Below are 22,563 nucleotides of genomic sequence, written 5' to 3'. Positions count from 1 at the left end.
CGGCAGATTCCGCCCGACCAAACGGCACACACCCCTACGTAAGGAACGGCCCGTCGCCCGTGGGTTATCCACAGGCGGCGGGCCGTTGTGATGCCAGCCGTTAGTGTGGGGCCCCGTCCGAGACGCCCCGGCGCCCCCATGAAGCGCAGGCGTCCACCGCAGTCCATCGAACCGGGGCCCGTACCTCGATGTCCGTGCACAGCCATTCGGCAGCCAGTCACCACGACGCTGCCGCACCTGAGTTCCCGCGGCACGTTGTCACCGCCGTGATCGTCTCCCACGACGGCGCCCGCTGGCTGCCCGACGCCCTCGCCGGGCTGCTCGGCCAGGAGCGTCCGGTGCAGAACGCCGTGGCCGCAGACACCGGCAGCGCGGACGACTCCGCCCGCCTCGTCACCGAGGCACTCGGCCCCGACCGCGTCCTGCATCTGGCCCGGCGCTCCGGCTTCGGCACCGCCGTCGACGAGGCGAACCGCACCGCCGACGTGCTGACCCCGGAAGAGCTGCCCTACCTGAAGCGCCCCAGCGGCTGGGACCCGGTCAGCCGGTCCTGGCGCGACGACGCCTACGACCTGCCGGAACTGCCGCACGGTGAGCCCGAGCAGTGGCTGTGGCTGCTGCACGACGACTGCGCGCCCGAGCCCGGCGCGCTCGCCGAACTGCTCCGCGTCGTGGAGAACGAACGCGAGGTCGGCAAGGACGTCGCGATCGTCGGCCCCAAGCTGCGCGGCTGGTACGACCGCAGACAGCTCCTCGAAGTCGGCGTCTCCATCGCCAACAGCGGCCGCCGCTGGACCGGCATCGACCGCCGCGAACAGGACCAGGGCCAGCACGACCACGTACAGCCCGTCCTTTCGGTGTCCACGGCCGGCATGCTGATCCGGCGCGACGTCTTCGACCAGCTCGGCGGCTTCGACCGCCGTCTTCCGCTGATGCGGGACGACGTCGACCTGTGCTGGCGCGCCCAGGCCGCGGGGCACCGCGTCCTCGTCGCCCCCGACGCCGTCGTACGGCACGCGGAGGCCTCGTCGCGCGAGCGCCGCACCGTCGACTGCGTCGGGCGTACGTCGACGTCGCCGCACCGCGTGGACAAGGCGGGCGCCTCGTACGCGCTGCTGGTCAACGCTCGTACGGCCGTGCTGCCCTGGGTGCTGTTCCGGCTCGTGGTGGGCACGGTGCTTCGCACCGTCGCGTATCTGGTCGGGAAGGTCCCCGGGCAGGCGGTCGACGAGGTCGCGGGTCTCCTGGGGACGCTCCTTCGGCCCGGACGGATCGTCAGCGCCCGTAAGAAGCGCGGCAAGCCGGTGGTCGAAGCGGCCGAGATGCGGCCGCTCTTCCCGCCGCCGGGCGCCACCGTGCGCGCCACCGTCGAACAGGTCGCGGGCAACATCGTCGGCCGCTCCGACCCCGAGGCCGTCACCGGTGCGGGCCGGCACGGCGCCGTCGAGTCCGGTCCCGGCGGGGACGACGCCGACTTCCTGGAGGTCGAGCAGTTCGCACGCCTCAAGCGCATCGCCCGCAAGCCGGGACCGATGCTCTTCGTAGTGCTGCTCTTCGCCTCGCTCATCGCCTGCCGCCAACTCCTCGGCAGCGGAGCGCTCGCGGGCGGCGCACTGCTGCCCGCGCCCGCGGACGCCTCCGGGCTCTGGTCGCGCTATCTGGACGCCTGGCATCCCGTGGGCACCGGCGGCACCCAGCCCGCGCCGCCGTATCTCGCGCTCGTCGCGGGGCTCTCCACGCTGCTGTTCGGGTCCACCGGGCTCGCCGTCACGGTGCTCCTCGTCGGCTCGGTGCCGCTGGCCGGGTTCGCCGCGTACTTCGCGTCCCGGCCGCTGGTCGAGTCGCGCCTGCTTCGCGCCTGGGCCTCGGTCGCCTACGCCTTCCTGCCGGCCGCCACGGGCGCGCTCGCGGGCGGCCGCATCGGCACCGCCGTCCTCGCGATCCTGCTGCCGCTCATGGCGCGCGCGGGCGTCGCCGCCAGCGGCCTCGCCTCCTCGGCGGGCACGCGCGGGAGCTGGCGGGCCACGTGGGCGTACGCACTGCTCCTGACGCTCGCCACCGCCTTCACGCCGATCGTGTGGCCGATCGCCCTGGTGCTCGGCCTCGCACTTCTCGTGGTCCGCCGCGGCGACATCACCGCCTACGGACTGCGCTTCCTCGCCGCGCTCGGCACCCCGCTCCTGATCCTCGCCCCCTGGTCGCTCTCGCTGCTGCCCTTCGGCTTCTTCCGCGAGGCGGGCCTCGAGTTCGGCACGGGCTCCGCGAGCGCGCTCGACCTGCTCGGGGGCAGCCCCGGCGGCCCCGGGACCGTGGACGGGCTGCTGCTCATCGGCATCGTGCTCGCCGCTCTGGCCGCGCTGCTGCGCACCGAGCGGCAGCTGGCGGTCCGCACCGCGTGGGTCGTCGCGCTGGTCGCGCTGGTCTTCGCCGCCCTTTCGAACGGCTCGGCCTGGGCCGGACCGGCGACTCTGGGCTACGGCATCGCGCTCCTTGCCGCCGCCGCGCTCGGCGCCGACGGTGCACGCACGCGTGTCGCCGAGCAGAGCTTCGGCTGGCGCCAGCCGGTCGCCGTCCTGATCGCGTTCGCGGCGGCCGCCGGGCCGCTGCTCGTCGCCGCCGGGTGGATGATCCGCGGCGCCGACGAACCCCTGGAGCGACGTGACCCGGTGCAGGTGCCCGCGTTCGTCGCCGAGGAGAGCGGCACGCAGGACCAGGCCCGCACGCTCGTCATGGACAGCGCGTCGGCGGGCCAGGTCTCGTACTCGCTCGTCCGGGGATCGGGCTCCCGGCTGGGCGACGCCGAACTGGCCGAGGCCGACGGCTCGAACAAGCACCTCGACAAGATCGTCGCCCGCCTCGTTGCGGGCTCCGGAGCCGACCAGGCCGACCAGCTCGGCGGCTTCGCCGTGCGCTACGTCCTCGTACGCGACGGAGCGCCCCGCCAGATGAGCCGCGTCCTGGACGCGACGCCCGGCCTCACCCGGCTCAGCCAGGAGGACGGCAGCGCCCTGTGGCGCGTCGACCGGCAGGTCGCGCGCGCGGCGATCGTGTCCGAGACCGGCGACCCCCTGCCGGTGGCGGCGGGCCCGGTCGAGCTGCACACGAACATCCCGGCCGGCGATGAGGGCCGCACCCTGCGGATCGCCGACGCGGCCGACGAGGGCTGGACGGCGACCCTGGACGGCCGCCCGCTGACCAGGACCACGCTGGACGGCTGGGCGCAGGGCTTCGAACTGCCCGCCACCGGTGGCCGCGTTGACGTCACCTACGAAGGGTCGGCGGGCCACACCGGATGGCTGTGGGCGCAGGGCGCGATGGCCGTCGTCCTGGTGGTGCTCGCGCTGCCGGGCCGCCGCCGTGACGTGGACGACGACCTCCCCGAAGAGCCCGTCATCCCGGCCCAGCCCGTCGACGGCGAGGGGCGCAGGGCGCGCAGGCTGCGGGCCCAGAACGAGCAGGCCGCGGCCGAACAGGCCGCCCAGGAGGGCGCAGTGCCGGAGGGCGCGGGCACGCCTCCCCCTCCGCCGCCTCCTCCTTCGGAGGAGGCCCTCGCCTCCGTTCCGCAGCAGCAGCAGTCGCAGTCGTACGAGGAGTGGGAGGCCCCGGCTCACGCGGGCGCCGACTACGGCACGTACGAGGGCGGCGAGCAGCAGTACCAGGGCGCGCAGTACCCGGCGGGCTCGTACGACCAGTCCGGCTATCAGGCCGACCCCTACCAGGGGAGCCAGTACGACCCGTACGCCTACGGAGGTGCGCAGGGCGGCGCCGAGCAGTACGAGCAGCCGTACGACGCGACGTACGGGCAGCAGCAGCCCCCGATGCCGCCACTGCCCCCGCAGCCGCCGCACAGCCCCGACAGCGAGCGCCCCGACGGGAGCCAGCAGTGAATCGCACCACCCAGTCCCTGATCGCCGCCGTTGTCGCGCTGGCCGCCGTCACCGGATTCGCCGCGGCCACCGTGCCCGACGACTCGGCCGACGAGGGTGGCCGGGCGGCCGCCCGGCTGCCCGTCGAGCGCACCAGCCTGCTCTGCCCGGTGCCCAGTTCGTCGGACCTCGCCGAGACGTCGTACACGGCGTTCACGCCGAAGTCGGAGGGCTCCGAAGAGGCGGGCAAGGCGGAACTGCTGCCCGCCACCCGGGCGTTGACGGAAGCCGCCGTCAAGGGCGACGAGCAGGACAAGAAGAAGGCCGTCAAGCCGTTCCTGACCCCGAAGAAGCCGGGCGAGCCCGTCGCCGCCGAGAAGTCCGGGGCAGAGTCGCCGGCGCTCATCGGCACTGCCCACGGCAGGCTCGCCCCCGGCTGGACCGTCCAGCAGACCACCACGTACGCGGCGGGCAGCGGCCGCGGTGTCCAGGGCGCCAACTGCACCGCTCCCGACACGGACTTCTGGTTCCCCGGCGCGAGCACCGCCAAGGACCGCAGCGACTACGTCCACCTGACCAACCCGGACGACTCGGCGGCCGTCGTCGACATCGAGCTGTACGGCCCGGACGGCCCCATCAAGTCCGAGGTGGGGGAGTCGATCCAGGTCCAGCCGCACGGAAGCGTCCCGGTGCTGCTCTCCACGCTCATCCCCAAGGAGCAGACGAACCTCACGCTGCACGTCACCGCGCGCAGCGGCCGGGTCGCGGCCGCCGTGCAGTCGTCGGACGACAAGCTCGGCGGCGACTGGCTGCCCGCGTCCGCCGACCCCGCGGGCCGTGTGGTCCTGCCCGGCATCCCCAAGGACGCCACTTCGGTACGTCTGGTGGCCTTCGCGCCCGGTACCGACGACGCGGACCTGAAGGTCCAGCTGGCCTCGCCCACCGGCTCGATCAGCCCGGCAGGACACGCCACCCTGCACGTCAAGTCCGGCATGACGACCGCCGTGGACCTCGGTGACGTCACCAAGGGCGAGGCGGGCTCCCTGGTCCTCACGCCGACCGAGGACGCGGTACCGGTGGTGGCGGGCCTACGGGTCGTCCGCGGCAAGGGATCCGACCAGGAGACGGCGTTCATCCCGGGGACGAGCGCGGTGGGGACGCGCGCGACGGTGGCCGACAACCGCTCCAAGGGCTCCACGCTGTCGCTGGTCGCCCCGGGCAAGACGGCCAAGGTGCGGGTCACGGCGTCGGCGGGCACCGAGGGCGGCAGGTCGGCCACGAAGACGTACACGGTCAAGGGCGGCACGACCCTGGGCATCAAGCCCCCCGCCCCGGCCGGGCTCAAGGGCGCGTACGCCCTCACGGTGGAACCCCTGTCGGGCGCCGAGGTCTACGGCTCGCGCATGCTGGAGATCCCGGAGGACGGCGTCCCCGGCTTCACGATCCAGACCCTGCCGGACGACCGGGGCATGGTGTCGGTGCCGAAGTCGGAGCAGGACCTGACGGTGTTGCAGAAGTAGCTTCTCGCGGGTGGTGCGGGGGAGGCGGGTGCGGGGCGGGCCCCTCAGTCCTCCCCGTACCGCGGGTCCACCGACTCGGGCGAGAGCCCGAGCAACTCGGCGACCTGCTCGACCACCACTTCGTGGACGAGCGCGGCCCGCTCTTCCCGCCCCTTGGTGCGGATCTCGACGGGCCGCCGGTAGATGACGACGCGGGCGGGCCGCCCCTCGGCGGCCTCGATCGTGCCTCCCAGCGGCACGGCCTCGTCGCTCCATTCGCCGTCATCCCCGCCCAGGGGCGGCACCTCGAGCACCAGGAAGTCGATGTCGCTCAGCTGCGGCCACCGCCGCTCGAGCCGCTCCACGGAGTCCTGCACGAGGTCGGTGAAGACCTCGGCGCGGCTGGCCGAGAGCGGCACCTGGGGCGGCGCCACGGGGCCGCGCATGCCCCTGCCGTGGCGGTCGCGGCGGCGGGGCCTCGGCTCTGCGGAACGGGGCTGTACGGGGTCGTCCATCACTGACGAAGAGTAGTCCTCGAGATCGCCGTTTCCGCACAGCTTCCGCCCGGCGTCCGCGCCGCTTCCGAACGGCGCACCCCATGTCGCCCGATGACCGTTCCAGCCAGGCTTGAGCCCGATTCCGTATCTCTCCCGGACCGTCGATCTCGCGATGAATGACGGGAAATGAACCAAGTGGTGACCGGATTCAACACCACGCGCCCCGGTGGCCCCAGGCGTCACCGCAGGTCAGCGAGGCGCCTCAAGATCGCGTAGTGTCGGGGATCACAGCGCGACACGGTGGGGTGACCTCGGGGAGAGTCGTCGCGGCCCGCTCAAGAGTGCGGTACCGTCCAACATCGTGAGCCCTGTACGTCGCTGTTCGCGCACCGCTTGCGGCCGTCCTGCCGTCGCGACGCTGACGTACGTCTACGCCGACTCGACCGCGGTCCTCGGCCCCCTCGCCACCTACGCCGAACCCCACTGCTACGACCTGTGTGCCGAGCACTCCGAGCGCCTCACCGCGCCCCGCGGCTGGGAGGTCGTCCGCCTCGCCGACGCCTCGGGTCCGGCCCGCCCCAGCGGTGACGATCTCGAAGCGCTCGCCAACGCGGTGCGCGAGGCCGCGCGGCCGCAGGAGCGCGCCGCGGAGGCCGGTGGTTCGGGCCCGCGCGCGGCGGACCCGATGGAGGTCGCACGCCGCGGCCACCTCCGGGTGCTGCGCTCGCCGGATTCCTGAGCGCGCCTCTCTGTAGGCCCCTCTCCGTAGACAGCCTCTCTGCAGATCGCTGTCTCCGTAGACCCCTCTCGTTTATTGCTGAACAAATTCTCGTGCACGGGCCATTGACGTGCCCATGGCGTCGACACGAGCATTCCCCCATTCGTGAGAGATCGCTTTCCGCATCACGGAAGCCGGGGAGCCGCCCGTGTACGTGCAGCAACTGGAGCCCGTGGCCGACTCGCTCGGTCTGTCCGCCCTCATCGCGACCCTGCCCCTCCTCACCGTCCTCGTCCTGCTCGGCGCCGTCCGCATGAAGGCCCATCACGCGGGCCTCATCGGACTCGGCGTCGCCGCCCTGGTCGCCTGGCTCGCGTACGGCATGCCGCTCGGCCAGACCGCCTCCAGCGCCGCGCAAGGGGCCCTCTTCGGCCTCTTCCCCATCCTGTGGATCGTCGTCAACGCCCTGTGGGTGTACCGGATGACGGTGCGCACCCGGCACTTCGACATCCTGCGCCGCTCCTTCGGACGGCTCTCCGACGATCCCCGCATCCAGGCCCTCGTCATCGCCTTCTGCTTCGGGGCGCTCCTGGAGGCACTCGCCGGCTTCGGGGCGCCCGTCGCGATCTGCGCGGTGATGCTGGTGGCGCTCGGCTTCGACCCCGTGAAGGCCGCCGTCGTCGCCCTCGTGGCCAACACCGCGCCCGTGGCCTTCGGCGCCATGGGCACGCCTGTGGTGACGCTCGCCCAGGTCACCGGGCTCCCGCTGGACACCGTCGCCACCGTCGTCGGCCGCCAGACGCCGCTGCTCGCCCTGGTGGTGCCGCTGCTCCTGGTCGGTCTGGTGGACGGCCGGCGCGGCCTGCGCGAGACCTGGGTGCCCGCCCTGGTGTGCGGAGTCGCCTTCGCCGCCGCGCAGTTCGCCGCGTCCAACTACGTCTCCGCCCAACTGGCCGACATCGGGGCGGCGCTCGCAGGCGCGGGCGCCCTCGTGGCCGTGCCCAGCGCGCGCAAGGCCGCGGCGGAACCCGTACGCGCCGCGGTCCTCACGGGCGTACGCAGCGAGGACCTGGACCAGGACGACCCGCGCCCCGAGATCCTGCGCGCCTACGCCCCGTACGCGCTCATCGTCGCCATCTTCTCCATCGCCCAGATCCCGCCCGTGAAGGACCTGTTGGTGAAGGCGACGCGGACCTTCGACTGGCCCTTCCTGAACGTCGGCAACCCGGACGGCGACCCCGTCGGCGGCAACCTCTTCTCGCTGCCACTGGTGGCGACGGGCGGCACCCTCGTGCTGCTCGCCGGAGTGGGCACGGCGGCCGTCATCGGGGTGCACGCGCGCGTGGCCGTGAAGGAATGGCTGGCGACGGTCCGCGAACTGCGGTTCGCGATCCTCACCGTGACCTCCGTGCTAGCCCTCGCATACGTGATGAACCTGTCCGGGCAGGCCGCCACCATCGGCCACTTCGTCGCGGCGGCGGGCGCGGGACTCGCTTTCCTCTCGCCGGTGCTCGGCTGGTTCGGCGTGGCCGTCTCCGGCTCGGACACCTCGGCCAACGCGCTCTTCGGTGCACTCCAGGTGACGGCCGCTCAGCAGTCCGGGCTCTCGCCCGAGCTGCTCGCTGCCGCCAACAGTTCGGGCGGTGTGCTCGGCAAGATGATCTCCCCGCAGAACCTGACGATCGCGTGCGCGGCGGTCGGGCTCGCGGGCAAGGAAGGCGACCTGCTGCGCAAGGTACTGCCATGGAGCATCGGCCTGTTGCTCGTGATGTGCCTGATCGTGGTGGGACAGAGCACGGCGGTGCTCGGCTGGATGCTGCCGTGACATCGGTGGATGCTGCCGTGAACACCGGCTCGACCCACTCACAGCTGGTTGTCAGCCGTTGCGGGTAGTTTGGGGTGACCGACGGGTGCTTCGTGACCGACGAGCGCTCGCCGCATACTTCCGAGACCGCTGAACTCGCAGAACCTGCAGAGAGGGTTGGCCGTGACTGCTGATCTGTCCCAGATCGTGAAGGCGTACGACGTGCGCGGGGTCGTCCCGGACCAGTGGGACGAGTCACTGGCCGAGCTGTTCGGGGCGGCCTTCGCGAAGGTGACGGGCGCGGACGCGATCGTGACCGGGCACGACATGCGCCCCTCGTCGCCGGGCCTCTCGCGGGCCTTCGCTCGCGGGGCCGCGGGGCTCGGCGTGGACGTCACGGAGATCGGCCTCTGCTCGACGGACCAGCTGTACTACGCGTCGGGGGCGCTGAACCTGCCGGGCGCGATGTTCACAGCCTCGCACAACCCGGCGCAGTACAACGGCATCAAGATGTGCCGCGCGGGTGCCGCCCCGGTCGGCCAGGACACCGGCCTCGCCGACATCCGTGCCCTGGTGGAGGGCTGGACGGAGACCGGCGCCCCGGAGCCCGCGGCCACGCCCGGCACGCTCACCGAGCGGGACACCCTCAGGGACTACGCGGCGCATCTGCGCGGCCTGGTGGACCTGACGTCCATCCGCCCGCTCAAGGTCGTCGTTGACGCGGGCAACGGCATGGGCGGGCACACGGTCCCCACGGTCTTCGAAGGCCTGCCGCTCACGCTCGTACCGATGTACTTCGAGCTGGACGGCACGTTCCCCAACCACGAGGCCAACCCCCTCGACCCGAAGAACATCGTGGACCTGCAGAAGCGGGTGCGCGAGGAGGGTGCCGACCTCGGCATCGCCTTCGACGGCGACGCGGACCGCTGCTTCGTGGTCGACGAGAGCGGCGACCCGGTCTCCCCGTCGGCGATCACCGCCCTGGTCGCCGCGCGTGAACTCGCGCGCAACGGCGGCAAGGGCACCGTCATCCACAACCTCATCACCTCCTGGTCGGTCCCCGAGGTCGTGCGGGAGAACGGCGGCTCGCCGGTCCGTACGCGCGTGGGGCACTCCTTCATCAAGGAGGAGATGGCCAAGACGGGCGCCATCTTCGGCGGCGAGCACTCGGCGCACTACTACTTCCGCGACTTCTGGAACGCGGACACGGGCATGCTCGCCGCGCTCCACGTCCTCGCCGCGCTCGGCGGCCAGGACGGCCCGCTGTCGGCCCTGGTCGCCCAGTACGACCGCTATGCGGGCTCCGGAGAGATCAACTCCACGGTCGACGACCAGACGGCCCGCCTCGCCGCGATCAAGTCGACGTACGAAGGCCAGGAGGGCGTCACGTTCGACGAGCTCGACGGCCTCACGGTGACGGCCACCGACTGGTGGTTCAACGTCCGAGCCTCCAACACGGAGCCGCTCCTCCGCCTGAACGTCGAGGCGCGGGACGAGGCAACGATGACGAAGACGCGGGACGAGGCCCTGGCCATCATCCGCGGCTGACACGCCGCCGCCTTTGTGGGCAGGCGTTCGGGGGCCGCACCTTCCCACCCCCGGCCCGCCGCGTTTGTGCCCACCGGCCGGCAGACGGACAACGACCGTCGTCCCACCGAAGGGGGCCCGGGGCGAAGCCCCGACCGAGCACAAGCCCAGGCCCCCGGCCAGCGCCAGCGGTACGCTGACCAGGCCACATCCCCCACCCCACCCGCACCCGAAGGGACCCACCCCATGCCGCTCGAAGCCGGCCTCCTGGAGATCCTCGCCTGCCCGGCCTGCCACGCCCCCCTCAAGGAGGCGGACACGGAGCTGCTCTGCACGGCGGACGCCAAGGACTGCGGCCTCGCGTACCCGGTCCGCGACGGCATCCCCGTCCTCCTCGTGGACGAGGCCCGCCGCCCGGCGTAACAAACCGCCCGCAGCACCCGCAGGGACCCGAACCCGGCGATCGGAGGCCTGACCCCCCATGCTCGACGAATCGCTGCTAGACGCCCCAGAGGCACTCGCCGTGGCCGACCGCCGCGGCCTGCTCCGCGGCGCCGCGGAGGCGGGCGCCCGCGTCCGCACCGCGGTCCGGCACGCGACCGAGGCCGGACTCACACAGCTCAAGCCCGACGGCCGCCCCCGTTCGATCCTGATCGCGGGCCCCGGAACCGCAGCCACCTGCGTGGCCGACCTGCTCGGCACGCTCGCGGGCGCCGGCTGCCCCGTGATCCGCCTCGCCCCCACGGGCGTAGCCCCCGCCGCGGGCGCCCTGCGCTGGGCGCTGCCCGGCTGGGCGGGCTCCGTGGACCTGCTGCTCATCACCACCCCGGACGGCACGGAACCGGGCCTCTCGCTCCTCGCCGAGCAGGCCTACCGCCGCGGCTGCACGGTCGTTGCCGTGGCCCCCGCCCGCTCCCCGCTGGCGGAGGGCGTCGAGGGCACGCACGGCCTCACCGTCCCGATGGCGACATCCCCGTACGGAGAATTCGAGGCCCCGCACGACGGCGAGCGGGCCTCCGAGTCGTACGAGGCGCGCCGCCTGGAGGACGAGGCCGCGGCCTCCACTCCCGCCACCCTGTGGGCCCTGCTCACCCCCCTCCTGATCCTCCTGGACCGCACGGGCCTGATCACCGCCCCCGTCGAGACCCTGGAGAAGATCGCCGACCGCCTCGACCAGATGGCGGAGCTCTGCGGCCCCGCCATCGCGACGTACAGCAATCCCGCCAAGACCCTCGCCGCCGAGCTCGCCGAGGCCCTCCCGCTGATCTGGACCGAGGGCGGGCTCGCGGGCCCCGCGGGCCGCCGCTTCGCCGCCACGCTCGCCGAGCTCGCAGGACACCCGGCGCTCGCCGCGCAGCTCCCCGAGGCGCTGCCCGCGCACGGCGCCCTGCTCGCGGGCAGCCTCGCCCCGAGCGCCGACGGCGACGACTTCTTCCGCGACCGCGTCGAGGACGCCCCGTCCCTGCGCGCCCGCGTCGTCCTGCTCCGCGACCGCCCGTCGGACGGCCTCACCGCCGCGCCCGCCGCACGCGAGCTCGCCCACGGCCACGACATCGCGATCAGCGAGCTCGAGCCGGAGACCGGCGACGAATTGGAGTCCCTCGCGGAGCTGATCGCCGTCACGGATTTCGCCGCCGTTTACCTGGCGCTCGCCCCGAGGGACCGATCATGACCACAGCCCGGTCATGACCTGAGACCTCGCATCGCGTACGTACGTAAGGGAGAACCCCTCCGTGGACCGCCTCACCAACACCATCCGCCCCTACGCCTGGGGTTCCACCACCGCCATCGCGGAGCTCATCGGCGTCGAGCCGACCGGCGAGCCGCAGGCCGAGATGTGGATGGGCGCCCACCCGGGCGCGCCCTCGCGCACCGGGCGCGGCCCGCTCAACGAGGTGATCGACGAGGACCCGGAGCGCGAGCTCGGCAGGGCGGCGGTCGCCAAGTTCGGCCCGCGCCTGCCCTTCCTCCTCAAGATCCTCGCCGCGGGCGCCCCGCTCTCTCTCCAGGTGCACCCCGACCTGGAGCAGGCGAAGGAGGGCTACGAGGACGAGGAGCGCCGCGGCGTCCCGGTCGACGCCCCGCACCGCAACTACAAGGACGCCAACCACAAGCCCGAACTGATCTGCGCGCTCACGGAGTTCGACGGCCTGTGCGGCTTCCGTGACCCCGTCGAGGCCGCGGATCTGCTTGCCGGTCTGGGCGTCGACTCCCTCAAGCCGTACGTCGATCTGCTGCACGCCAAGCCCGAAGAGGCCGCCCTGCGCGAGGTCCTGACGGCCGTGCTGAGCGCCGACCCCGAGCAGATGGCCGCGACCGTCGCCGAGGTCACCGCCGCGGCCGAGCACCTGGGCGGCACTTACGCCCCGTACGGGGGAATCGCGCACCACTACCCCGGCGACCCGGGCGTCATCGCCGCGATGCTCCTCAATTACGTCCAACTTCAGCCCGGCGAGGCCCTGTTCCTCGGCGCCGGAGTCCCGCACGCCTACCTCGAAGGACTCGGCGTCGAGATCATGGCCAACTCGGACAACGTGCTGCGCTGCGGCCTGACCCCCAAGCACGTCGACGTGCCCGAACTCCTGCGCATCGTCCGCTTCGAGGCGACCGATACCGGCGTCCTGCGCCCGGAGGCCTCGCCCGACGGCGAAGAGGTCTACGACACCCCGATCGACGAGTTCCGCCTCTCCCGCTTCGTGCTGCCCGAAGGCGGCGCGCGGCACGACCTCACCGCAGGCACCCCGCAGATCCTGCTCTGCGTCGCGGGCTCGGTCCGGGTGGACGAGGCCGGACAAGTCGGCCCGGGGGAGTCCGTGTTCGTCCCCGCGGGCGAAAAGGCCGAAGTGTCCGGAGTCGGCACCCTCTTCCGTGCCACTGTGGTGGCCTGACACACCACGAGTCGCCCGTGCTGCAACAATGACCCACCGCAAAGGACGGGCAAAGCCGCGTCCGGACAGCGGTGGACGATGAACGTACGCAGTCGAAGGGACAACGGGCACACATGAGCGCGTCAGGCGGAACAAAGGCGATTGTCGCGGCACTCGCCGCGAACCTCGCGATCGCGGTGGCGAAGTTCGTCGCGTTCCTCTTCAGTGGCTCGTCGTCGATGCTCGCCGAGAGCGTGCACTCGCTGGCGGACTCGGGCAACCAGGGGCTGCTGCTCCTCGGCGGCAAGAAGGCGCAGCGCGAGGCGACGCCGCAGCACCCCTTCGGCTACGGCCGCGAGCGCTACATCTACGCGTTCCTGGTCTCCATCGTGCTCTTCTCGGTCGGCGGCATGTTCGCGATCTACGAGGGCTACGAGAAGATCAAGCACCCGCACGAGATCGAGGCCTGGTACTGGCCGGTCGGCGTCCTGGTGTTCGCGATCATCGCCGAGAGCTTCTCCTTCCGTACGGCCATCAAGGAGTCGAACCACACGCGCGGCAACCTCACCTGGACGCAGTTCGTCCGCCGCGCGAAGGCCCCCGAGCTGCCGGTCGTGCTCCTGGAGGACCTGGGCGCGCTGGTCGGCCTGATCCTGGCCCTCGTCGGCGTCAGCCTCGCGCTCGCGACGGGCGACGGCGTCTGGGACGGCATCGGCACGCTCTGCATCGGCGTCCTGCTCATCCTGATCGCGATCATCCTGGCCGCGGAGACGAAGTCGCTGCTCCTGGGCGAGTCCGCGGGCACGGAAGAGGTCGAGAAGATCGAGAAGGCCCTGGTCGACGGCGACACCGTCACCCGCGTCATCCACATGCGCACGCTGCACCTCGGCCCCGAGGAGCTCCTCGTCGCCGCCAAGATCGCGGTGCAGCACGACGACACGGCCGCCGAGGTGGCCGCCGCGATCAACGCCGCCGAGGAGCGCATCCGCGAGGCGGTCCCGATCGCCCGCGTGATCTACCTGGAGCCGGACATCTACAGCGAGACGGCAGCGGCGAAGGGCACCAACCCGGCGAAGTAGCCGTGCGGTTGCTGGTCTGCTTCTGAGTACGTACGCCGATGGGGCCCCGCACCTTCCAAGGTGCGGGGCCCCATCGACGTACTGCCGCGACTTACCGAACCTCACGCAGCACATCGAGGATCGCCGCATCGTCCGGCGCCGCCTCGAGCCGTGCCCGGAAGCCGGTGTCCATCAGCTTCCGCGAGAGCAGCGCGAGAATCCGCAGATGCTCGTCGCCCGCAGCCGCCTCCGGCACGGAGATCATGAAGATCAGCTTGGCCTTCGTACCGTCGAGGGCGCCCCACTCGATGCCCTCCGACGACCGGGCGAACCCGACGATCGGCGAGGTCACCGCATCGGTCTTGGCGTGCGGGATGGCGATCTCCTCGCCGAGCCCGGTGGTGCCCTGGGCCTCGCGGCGCAGCGCGGTCCGCACGAGCTCATCGATGTCGGCGACCTTGCCGGTGGTGGCGAGGAGCTCCGCCATCTCGCGGATCGCCGACTCCTTGTCCGCCGACGCCAGCTGGACCTTCACGGTCTGCTCGGTGAGATAGCCGGAGAGGACCTCGTCCGTGGCGTCCTTGGGGGCGGCCTTGGGGGCGGTCTGCGCCGACGCGGCCGGGGCCTTCTGCAGGGTCGCTCCGGAGCCACTCGCAGAGACGGCCTCCGCCCCGACGCCCGCGAGAACCGGCTCGGGACCGCCCGGCACGTCCAGGAGCGAGGCCCCGCGCCGCTTGCGCTCGCTGAGGTCGACCAGTGCGACCGTGGTCAGCGCGGTGACGACGGTGCCGATGGCGACCGCGACGAAGAACATCGGTACGCCGCCGACGGCACCCAGGACCGCCACGATCGGCCCGCCGTGCGGCACCGCGTCCTCGACGCCCGCGAGCCCCGCGATCGCACCGGCGACGGCGCCACCGAGCATGTTCGCCGGGATGACCTGCGCGGGCCGCGCGGCGGCGAAGGGGATCGCACCCTCAGAGATCCCGAACAAGCCCATGAACAAGGCGGCGAAGCCGGTCTCCCGCTCCTGCTCGGTATAGAGGCGCTTGCGGATCAGTGTGGCGAGACCCTGCCCGAGCGGCATGACCGGAATCGCCGCGGCACACATGCCCATGACGGTCTGGTTGCCGGTCGCGATGAGCCCGGCACCGAAGAGGAACGCCGTCTTGTTGACCGGACCGCCCATGTCGAACGCGATCATGAGCCCCAGGATCGCGCCGAGCAGAATCGCGCTGGTCCCCGTCATGCCGCTGAGCCAGTCGGTCAGATGCTCGAAGACCCACGAGATGGGTTTGCCGATGACGTAGATGAAGAAAAGACCGATTGCCGTGGTCGCGACGATGGGGATCACGATGATCGGCATGATCGGCTGAGCGAACTTCGGGACCTTGACTTTCTTGATCCACAGCACCAGATAGCCGGCGAGGAAGCCGGTCACGATGGCCCCGATGAAGCCCGCGCCCGCCTTCGAGTCGTACAGCTCACCGGTGTTGGCGATCCAGCCGCCGATCATGCCCGGCACAAGGGCGGGCCGGTCCCCGATCGCGTACGCGATATAGCCGGAGAGGATCGGCACCATCAGCGTGAAGCCGATGACGCCGATGTCGTTGACGTGCTTCCAGAACGAGTCGTCGGGGATGACGAGCCCGCCCTGCGGGTCGGTGTGACCGCCGAGCGAGAGCGAGATGGCGATCAGCAGACCACCGACCACGACGAACGGGATCATGTACGAGACGCCGTTCATCAGCGCCTTGTAGGCGACGCTGCGCTCCTTGCCGCCGCCACCTCCGCTCGTGATCGGATCGGCGGCGCCACCGCCGCCACCGGCCCCGTGCACCGGAGCGCTCTGCACCCGCTCGATCAGCCGCTCGGGGTTGCTGATGCCTTCGGAGACGCCGACGGACAGCACGCGCTTGCCCACGAACCGGCCGCGGTCGACGTCCTTGTCGGCCGCGATGATGATGCCGTCGGCCTCCCTGACATCGTTGTCAGTCAAGACATTCTCGGCCCCGATGGAGCCCTGCGTCTCCACCTTCATGTCGATGCCGAGGCTCTCCGCGGCCTGCGAGAGCTTCTCCGCGGCCATGTACGTGTGAGCGATACCGGTCGGACAGGCGGTCACCGCGAGCAGCTTGAGCTTCTGCCGCTTCCGCTCGCCGTCGCCACCGCCTATGAGGGGATCGGCCGGATGGTTCACGTGGATCTCCTAACGCCTAACGCCTAACGCCTTCGTCAAACAAGATCGCGCAAATGTTCCCGATCTCAAGGCATCGTGCAACACGTGGGCGCAGGTTCCAAAGAGCAAAAGTCCCTTATTGTTCGGGTCTGTCGCCCTTGCTGAGGTGCTTGCAAGGCCCATCCGCAACTCATCCGCAGCTCATCCGTTGGTGATCCGCCGCTCGTCGGCCGCTCGTCCGCCACCCATGTGGCGGCTCATCCGCCGCCTTTCTGCTGGCCGTTCGCCGACCGCTCGCTGGTCGTCATCCAGTCGTCCCCCGCTCCTCGCGTGTCCGAAGGCGGGCTGGGGCTCGCTGGGCCAATCGGTGTAGCTTTGTGACCGAGCCAGACGTCGCTGCTGATGGCGGTCGGGCGGTGCCTGCACGGACCGGCCGAGGGAGAGAGGGCCTCCGACGGACTGCGCTGTGCGCGTTGGTGCACCCCCGTGCCTATCGCCGCAGGTCAGCCATGCCCACCCTCGACCAATCCACGAGGAGCAGCTCTTCATGACGAGCCTCATCAACGGCCAGGACTTCAAGGTCGCCGACCTCTCCCTCGCCGAGTTCGGCCGCAAGGAGATCACTCTCGCCGAGCACGAGATGCCCGGCCTGATGTCGATCCGCAAGGAATTCGCCGCCGCCCAGCCGCTGGCCGGCGCCCGCATCATGGGTTCGCTGCACATGACCGTGCAGACCGCCGTCCTCATCGAGACCCTGGTCGCCCTGGGCGCCGAGGTCCGCTGGGTCTCCTGCAACATCTTCTCCACCCAGGACCACGCGGCCGCGGCCATCGCAGTCGGCCCGAACGGCACCCCGGACGACCCCCAGGGCATCCCGGTCTTCGCCTGGAAGGGCGAGACCCTGGAGGAGTACTGGTGGTGCACGGAGCAGGCGCTGACCTGGCCGAACACCCCCACCGGCGGCCCGAACATGATCCTGGACGACGGCGGCGACGCCACGCTCCTGGTCCACAAGGGCGTCGAGTACGAGAAGGCCGGCAAGGTCCCGTCCGAGGACACCGCCGAGTCGGACGAGCACCGCGTCATCCTGCAGCTGCTCAACCGCACCATCACCGACGGCTCGCAGAAGTGGACCCAGCTCGCCTCGGAGATCCGCGGCGTGACGGAGGAGACCACGACCGGCGTCCACCGCCTGTACGAGATGCACCGAGACGGCACCCTCCTCTTCCCGGCGATCAACGTGAACGACGCCGTGACGAAGTCGAAGTTCGACAACAAGTACGGCTGCCGCCACTCCCTGATCGACGGCATCAACCGCGCCACGGACGTCCTGATCGGCGGCAAGACCGCTCTGGTCTGCGGCTATGGCGACGTCGGCAAGGGCTGCGCCGAGTCCCTGCGCGGCCAGGGCGCTCGCGTGATCGTCACCGAGGTCGACCCGATCTGCGCCCTCCAGGCGGCGATGGACGGCTACCAGGTCGCGACGCTGGACGAGGTCGTCGACAAGGTCGACATCTTCGTCACCACGACCGGCAACAAGGACATCATCATGGCCTCGGACATGGCCAAGATGAAGCACCAGGCGATCGTCGGCAACATCGGCCACTTCGACAACGAGATCGACATGGCCGGCCTCGCCAAGATCCCCGGCATCGTCAAGGACGAGGTCAAGCCGCAGGTCCACACCTGGACGTTCCCCGACGGCAAGGTCCTCATCGTCCTCTCCGAGGGCCGCCTGCTGAACCTGGGCAACGCGACGGGCCACCCGTCCTTCGTGATGTCCAACTCCTTCGCGGACCAGACCCTGGCCCAGATCGAGCTGTTCACCAAGCAGGAGGAGTACCCGACCGACGTCTACGTGCTCCCCAAGCACCTCGACGAGAAGGTCGCCCGCCTCCACCTGGACGCGCTCGGCGTAAAGCTCACGACGCTCCGCCCCGAGCAGGCCGCGTACATCGGCGTAGAGGTCGAAGGCCCCTACAAGCCCGACCACTACCGCTACTGACCGAGCCGGCCCGGGCCTCTGCCCGGCACCCACGCTCATCAGCAGGCCCTCGCCCAAACGGGCGGGGGCCTGCGCCCGTTTGGGCCGCTTGGTCGGGTGGGGTGCGCTGCTGGGCTGGGTGGGCCTGTGGGCGCGCCGCTGGGTCGGGTGGGTCTGCGGTGGGGCCGCTTGGTCGGGTGGGCCTGTGGGCGCCGCCGGTCGGGCTGCTTGGCCACGGGCCGATGCATGCGCCGTCCTGCTGTGGGTCTGGGCCCGTGAAGGTCGGGGGGGGGCGGGCCAGCCGTCACTCGGGCTGCGTGCCCTGGGCGCATGCGCCACCGAACCGGCGGGGCTCGTCGGCCGGCCCGCCTGGTCACGTGGCTGCCCACCCCGGGGGGCCTGTGCCCGGCGCTAGCGAGACGTCGGGGCTGGCTGGCTGGCCCGCCTGGTCACGCAGGTTTCCCCCGGGGGAGCTTGCGCCCGGCGCTAGCGAACCGGCGGGGCTCGCCGACCAGCCCGCCTGGTCACGCGGGTGGCCCCCCGGGAGCCTGGCCCGGCGCTAGCGAGACGTCGGGGGTCGCCAACCAGCCCGCCTGGCCACGCGGCTGCCCACCCCCGGGAGCCTGCGCCCGTGAGACGGCCGGGCCGACCGCATCGCCATCCCACAGCACCCCGGATCCCCGGGAGCTGGCGGGATTCCTCGGGCGGTGGCCGAGGCGGCCTGTCGGCAGGGCGGGCGGACGGCCGCCGCTGCGGGCTCTGCGGCCTTTGCGGGCTCTGCGGGACAGTGGTGGGCAAGGGCAAACCGGTCGGCGCACGAGAGGCCGGATGCCCGTCCTGGAACCGGCCTGCGCCAGGCACGGCCGGAGACTGGTCCGAGGCCCGCCGAGCCAGACCAAGGGTAGGCGGGGCGGAGGCAGGTCAGGGAGCAGCCCGCACTGGGCGGGACCCGCCGCACGACCCGCCACGTTCCGCCCCCGAGCCGCAGGGCAGACGAGCCCGTTGCAGCTCAGCTCTCCCGAGCCGCAGGGCAGACGAGCCCGTTGCAGCTCAGCTCTCCCGAGCCGCAGGGCAGACGAGCCCGTTGCAGCTCAGCTCCCCCCAGCCGCAGGGCAGACCAGCCCGTTGCAGCTCAACTCCCCCCAGCCACAGCGCAGACGAGCCCGTTGCAGCTCAGCCCGCCCCAGCGCCCAAGCCAGCCAGCACCCAGCCCAGCCCCAGCTCAGCCGTTCAAGCTGGGCCCAGCTCGCCCCAGCCCGGCTCGCCCTAGCTGAGCCCCGCCCCAGCCGCCTCAGCCCAGCCCGCATCAGGGCCGCCCCCGCCCCCAGCCCCGCCACTGCCACCATGGTGTCGACAGCCAACAGCACTGCCCCGGCTTGGCCCCGGCCAAGAACTCAGCCCCCGACGAGGACCGAACCCCCATGCCCCGCGGCCACTATTCGCTTCACGACCCGCACGACCACACCCCCCTCGGTGAGGAACACTTCCACTGCGCCCCCGGCCCCTCCGGCTGGCGCTACGTCTCCCAGCGGATCGCCCCGTCAGGCGAGCACACCGGCTCCGTCGACCTCGCCCTCGACGAACTAGGCCGCCCCATCCGCCTCGAACTCCACGCAGGTGACTGGCAGATCCGCGCCGCCGCGATCGACGGCGTCACCTGGGTCCGCACCGACGCCACCGGCGCCCATGCCACCGAGGACAACGCCCCCGCCCACGCCTTCACCGGCACATCCCCCGCTTTCCTCGTCGCGACCACACGCCTCCTGCGCCTCACCCCCGCTTCCCCCGCGACCCGCGTCCGCCTCGTCGCCTTCACCGACCCGGTCCTCGCCCCCCGCACCCTCGACCAGTCCTGGGCCCTGCTGAAAAGCGAAGCACACCCCACTGACAACGGCCCCCTGACCGTGGACGAATACCAGGTCACAGCCCTGGACACCGGCGAACAGCACGCCGTACACATCACCGGCGACGTAGTCCTCTCCGCCCCAGGCATCGAGCTCGAGAACCTCGAAACCCCGCCCTCGACGTTCGCCTGACCTCGCCCTACGCGGGCGGCACGAACCCCGTGCTCGGAGGCGTCCCCTCAGCACCTTCCTGCCCGGCGGGGCGAGGCGCACTGCGAGGCTCGTGCCCAACTACCGGATGGGCCACGGAAGTCGGTTGAGCCGGGTATGCCGGGTAAGACGCGGGAGCCGGGGGAGAGACGGCGACCGGCGGCACGACACTGCCCGGGTACCCCGCAGCGCCCTCCGGCCGGGCATGCCCCGGAGAGGCCGCCGCACCCCCGCCGAACGCCCGCCGGGCATCACGAGCCTGCCGCTCCTGCACCACGGCGGCCAAGTACGCGGCCGGCGGAACCCCCTGCGGAGCCGGCGCCCCCGTCCGCGCCGCGAGATCCCCGGCAAGCCGCTCCGCCATCGCCCACCCCACCTGCGGATCCAACTGCCCCATCCGCGTCAGGTATTGCCGAATGGCGAGCCAGAGCCCCTCGGGCACCCCGGACAGATCGAGCCCGGAGAACCTCCCCGCAAGCCAGGGCGGCGGCGGAGGCACAAAGGCCGCGCGCCCCGCAGGCACCCGCTCCCGCACGACGAGCGTCCCCGCGAACACATCCCCAAGGCGGCGCCCACGCGCCGACACCAGCGAGGCGATACACGCGACGACCCCGAACGTCAGCAGAATCTCGACGACCCCGACAGCACCCCGCACCAACGCGTGCCGAAAGCGAATGGGCCCCCCGTCGTCCCGCACCACCCGAAGCCCGCACGCCATCTTCCCCAGCGACCGCCCATGACTGAGCGTCTCCACGGCAATCGGCCCACCGACCAGGATCAGTACGAAGGTGGCGACAGCGATCGCCGCGGCCGCCGCGTCGTCCAACGAGGATGTAGAGGCGACGATCGCCACGGTCACCCCCAGATAGACCGCCCAGGCCACCACCAGGTCGATCAGTACGGCGAGCGCCCGGCTCGGCAGCTTCGCCGGGCGCAGCTCCAGCGCCACCGCCTCGCCCGTCACAAGCTCACTCACGCCAGCCGCCCTTCCCTGCCCTGCCCTAGGAATGGCCAGTCTGCCAAGCTGAGGCAGCATCGCGCCGCAGTACGAGGAGCAGCCACCTGATGGACCTCGACGTCTTCGTGTCCGCCCACCGAGCCGAGTGGGACCGTCTCGACGCCCTGCTGCGCCGCCAGCGCCGCCTCAACGGAGCCGAGACCGACGAACTCGTCGCCCTCTACCAACGCACCGCCACCCACCTCTCCCTCATCCAGTCCGGCGCCCCGGACCCACAGCTCACCGGCCGCCTCACACACCTGGTGGCACGCGCGCGCAGCGCGGTGACGGGCACCCGACGTGCCTCCTGGCGCGACGCGACCCACTTCCTGACCCACGGTTTCCCGGCAGCGGTCTACCGCAGCCGCCACTGGTGGGTCCCCACGGCACTCCTCTCGACGCTCCTCGCCGCCGTCATCGGCTGGTGGATCGCCACACACCCCGAGGTCCAGTCCTCCATCGCTGCCCCCGGAGAGCTGCGCGAGCTCACCCGCCCCGGCGGCGAGTACGAGACGTACTACTCGAGCCACCCCGCGGCATCCTTCGCCGCCCAGGTCTGGACGAACAACGCCCAGGCAGCGGCGATGTGCCTGGTCCTGGGCGGCTTCCTCTGCTTCCCGGTCATCTGGATCCTCTTCCAGAACATGCTCAACCTGGGCATGGGCATCGGCCTGATGTCTTCCGCGGGCCGCCTGGACACCTTCCTCGGCCTCGTCCTGCCGCACGGCCTCCTGGAACTGACCGCCGTCTTCGTAGCCGCCGGTACCGGCCTGCGCCTCGGCTGGACCCTCATCGACCCGGGCCCTCGAACGCGCCGCACGGCACTGGCAGAGGAAGGCCGAGCAGCCCTGGGCATGGCGGTCGGCCTGGCCCTGGTCCTCTTCGTCTCGGGCGCCATCGAAGGCTTCGTCACCCCTTCCGGCCTGCCGACCTGGGCCCGCATAGCCATCGGAATCGCCGCTGAACTGGCATTCCTTGCGTACGTCTATCTCCTGGGCGGCAGAGCGGCACGGGCCGGTGCCACCGGAGACCTGGACCCCACAGAACGCAGCGCCGCGGTTCCCACTGCCGCCTGATGTGCGTACGACCCCGCTGACCTGCTAGTCTCCTCGACGCCCCAAGAAAACCGTTGACACGGGAGGCCTGGGGAGGTAGATTCAAACAGTTGCCTAGAACTGGACAAGTCCAGCGGCGGCAGTTAACATCTGCCTGCTTCTTGAATTTCATCAAGGCAAGAAGCCACTCCCGATAAATCGGAAAATCCGAGCCGGTCAGTCCGGCGGAAAACTTCTGATAAAGTCGGAACCGCCGGAAAGGGAAACGCGAAGGGCCGAGAGGCCGGAGCGGAAACCTGAAAGGCACCGGGGAAATCGGACACGAAAGAGTCTGATAGAGTCGGAAACGCAAGAACGAAACACCGAAGGGAAGCGCCCGGAGGAAAGCCCGAGAGGGTGAGTACAAAGGAAGCGTCCGTTCCTTGAGAACTCAACAGCGTGCCAAAAGTCAACGCCAG

At 71.4% G+C, this 22,563-nt stretch carries 15 protein-coding genes; 12 read left to right on the top strand and 3 right to left on the bottom strand.

All coding sequences use genetic code 11. The features are described from left to right. Window positions 1-188: 188 nt before the first annotated feature. Window positions 189-3,887 carry a glycosyltransferase family 2 protein gene (locus AB0O76_RS17950; protein WP_365491641.1) on the top strand — a complete coding sequence of 1,233 codons (3,699 nt, stop codon included), beginning with the start codon at window positions 189-191 and terminating at the stop codon, window positions 3,885-3,887. After that, a complete protein-coding gene (locus tag AB0O76_RS17945) occupies window positions 3,884-5,386 on the top strand; it encodes a DUF5719 family protein (RefSeq protein WP_365491639.1) in 1,503 nt (500 codons plus the stop codon). Before AB0O76_RS17950 ends, AB0O76_RS17945 begins: the two co-directional genes overlap by 4 nt. A 44-nt stretch (window positions 5,387-5,430) precedes the next feature. On the opposite strand, the gene AB0O76_RS17940 is transcribed toward AB0O76_RS17945, so the two are convergent. Next, window positions 5,431-5,880, bottom strand: a complete 450-nt coding sequence (locus AB0O76_RS17940) for a metallopeptidase family protein (RefSeq protein ID WP_365491636.1) — start codon at window positions 5,878-5,880, stop codon at window positions 5,431-5,433. A 343-nt stretch (window positions 5,881-6,223) separates the two neighbouring features. Here AB0O76_RS17940 and AB0O76_RS17935 point away from each other — a divergent pair, with 343 nt between their 5' ends. The 7 genes from AB0O76_RS17935 to AB0O76_RS17905 all read left to right on the top strand — a co-directional run bounded on the left by AB0O76_RS17935 (window position 6,224) and on the right by AB0O76_RS17905 (window position 13,857). Beyond that, the gene (locus tag AB0O76_RS17935; protein WP_365491633.1) at window positions 6,224-6,601 is read left to right on the top strand and encodes a DUF3499 domain-containing protein; all 378 of its coding nucleotides are present in this window, start codon (window positions 6,224-6,226) and stop codon (window positions 6,599-6,601) included. A 187-nt stretch (window positions 6,602-6,788) separates the two neighbouring features. Then, window positions 6,789-8,405, top strand: a complete 1,617-nt coding sequence (locus AB0O76_RS17930; protein ID WP_365491631.1) for an L-lactate permease — start codon at window positions 6,789-6,791, stop codon at window positions 8,403-8,405. A 162-nt stretch (window positions 8,406-8,567) separates the two neighbouring features. Then, entirely contained in the window at window positions 8,568-9,932 is a 1,365-nt protein-coding gene (locus AB0O76_RS17925; protein WP_365491628.1) for a phosphomannomutase/phosphoglucomutase, read from the top strand. A gap of 225 nt (window positions 9,933-10,157) precedes the next feature. Continuing rightward, the gene (locus AB0O76_RS17920; protein ID WP_365491625.1) at window positions 10,158-10,334 is read left to right on the top strand and encodes a Trm112 family protein; all 177 of its coding nucleotides are present in this window, start codon (window positions 10,158-10,160) and stop codon (window positions 10,332-10,334) included. 58 nt (window positions 10,335-10,392) lie between these two features. Continuing rightward, a complete protein-coding gene (locus AB0O76_RS17915; RefSeq protein ID WP_365491622.1) occupies window positions 10,393-11,583 on the top strand; it encodes an SIS domain-containing protein in 1,191 nt (396 codons plus the stop codon). 61 nt (window positions 11,584-11,644) lie between these two features. Continuing rightward, complete coding sequence (gene manA, locus AB0O76_RS17910) at window positions 11,645-12,799, top strand: mannose-6-phosphate isomerase, class I (RefSeq protein WP_365491619.1); 1,155 nt, start codon at window positions 11,645-11,647, stop codon at window positions 12,797-12,799. A gap of 113 nt (window positions 12,800-12,912) precedes the next feature. Beyond that, on the top strand, window positions 12,913-13,857 hold the full coding sequence (locus AB0O76_RS17905) for a cation diffusion facilitator family transporter (RefSeq protein WP_365491616.1): 945 nt from the start codon (window positions 12,913-12,915) through the stop codon (window positions 13,855-13,857). Between the two features lie 91 nt (window positions 13,858-13,948). Here the strand turns inward: AB0O76_RS17905 and AB0O76_RS17900 are convergent, their stop codons facing one another. Further along, the gene (locus tag AB0O76_RS17900; protein ID WP_365492340.1) at window positions 13,949-15,961 is read right to left on the bottom strand and encodes a fructose-specific PTS transporter subunit EIIC; all 2,013 of its coding nucleotides are present in this window, start codon (window positions 15,959-15,961) and stop codon (window positions 13,949-13,951) included. Window positions 15,962-16,562: 601 nt separating this feature from the next. Between AB0O76_RS17900 and ahcY the strand changes: the two genes are divergently transcribed. After that, window positions 16,563-18,020 (top strand): adenosylhomocysteinase, encoded by a 1,458-nt coding sequence (gene ahcY, locus AB0O76_RS17895; RefSeq protein WP_365491613.1) that lies wholly within the window; start codon window positions 16,563-16,565, stop codon window positions 18,018-18,020. Between the two features lie 1,400 nt (window positions 18,021-19,420). Beyond that, window positions 19,421-20,035, top strand: coding sequence for a hypothetical protein (locus AB0O76_RS17890; RefSeq protein WP_365491610.1), 615 nt, complete (start codon window positions 19,421-19,423; stop codon window positions 20,033-20,035). A 7-nt stretch (window positions 20,036-20,042) separates the two neighbouring features. On the opposite strand, the gene AB0O76_RS17885 is transcribed toward AB0O76_RS17890, so the two are convergent. Further along, on the bottom strand, window positions 20,043-21,029 hold the full coding sequence (locus AB0O76_RS17885; protein WP_365491607.1) for an RDD family protein: 987 nt from the start codon (window positions 21,027-21,029) through the stop codon (window positions 20,043-20,045). A gap of 89 nt (window positions 21,030-21,118) precedes the next feature. Between AB0O76_RS17885 and AB0O76_RS17880 the strand changes: the two genes are divergently transcribed. Next, complete coding sequence (locus AB0O76_RS17880) at window positions 21,119-22,126, top strand: stage II sporulation protein M (protein WP_365491604.1); 1,008 nt, start codon at window positions 21,119-21,121, stop codon at window positions 22,124-22,126. Window positions 22,127-22,563: the final 437 nt, after the last annotated feature.

Source organism: Streptomyces sp. NPDC086554 (assembly GCF_040686095.1).
GTDB lineage: Bacteria > Actinomycetota > Actinomycetes > Streptomycetales > Streptomycetaceae > Streptomyces.
Note: the sequence above shows the minus strand (reverse complement) of the source record. Positions and strands in the feature narration are given on the sequence as shown.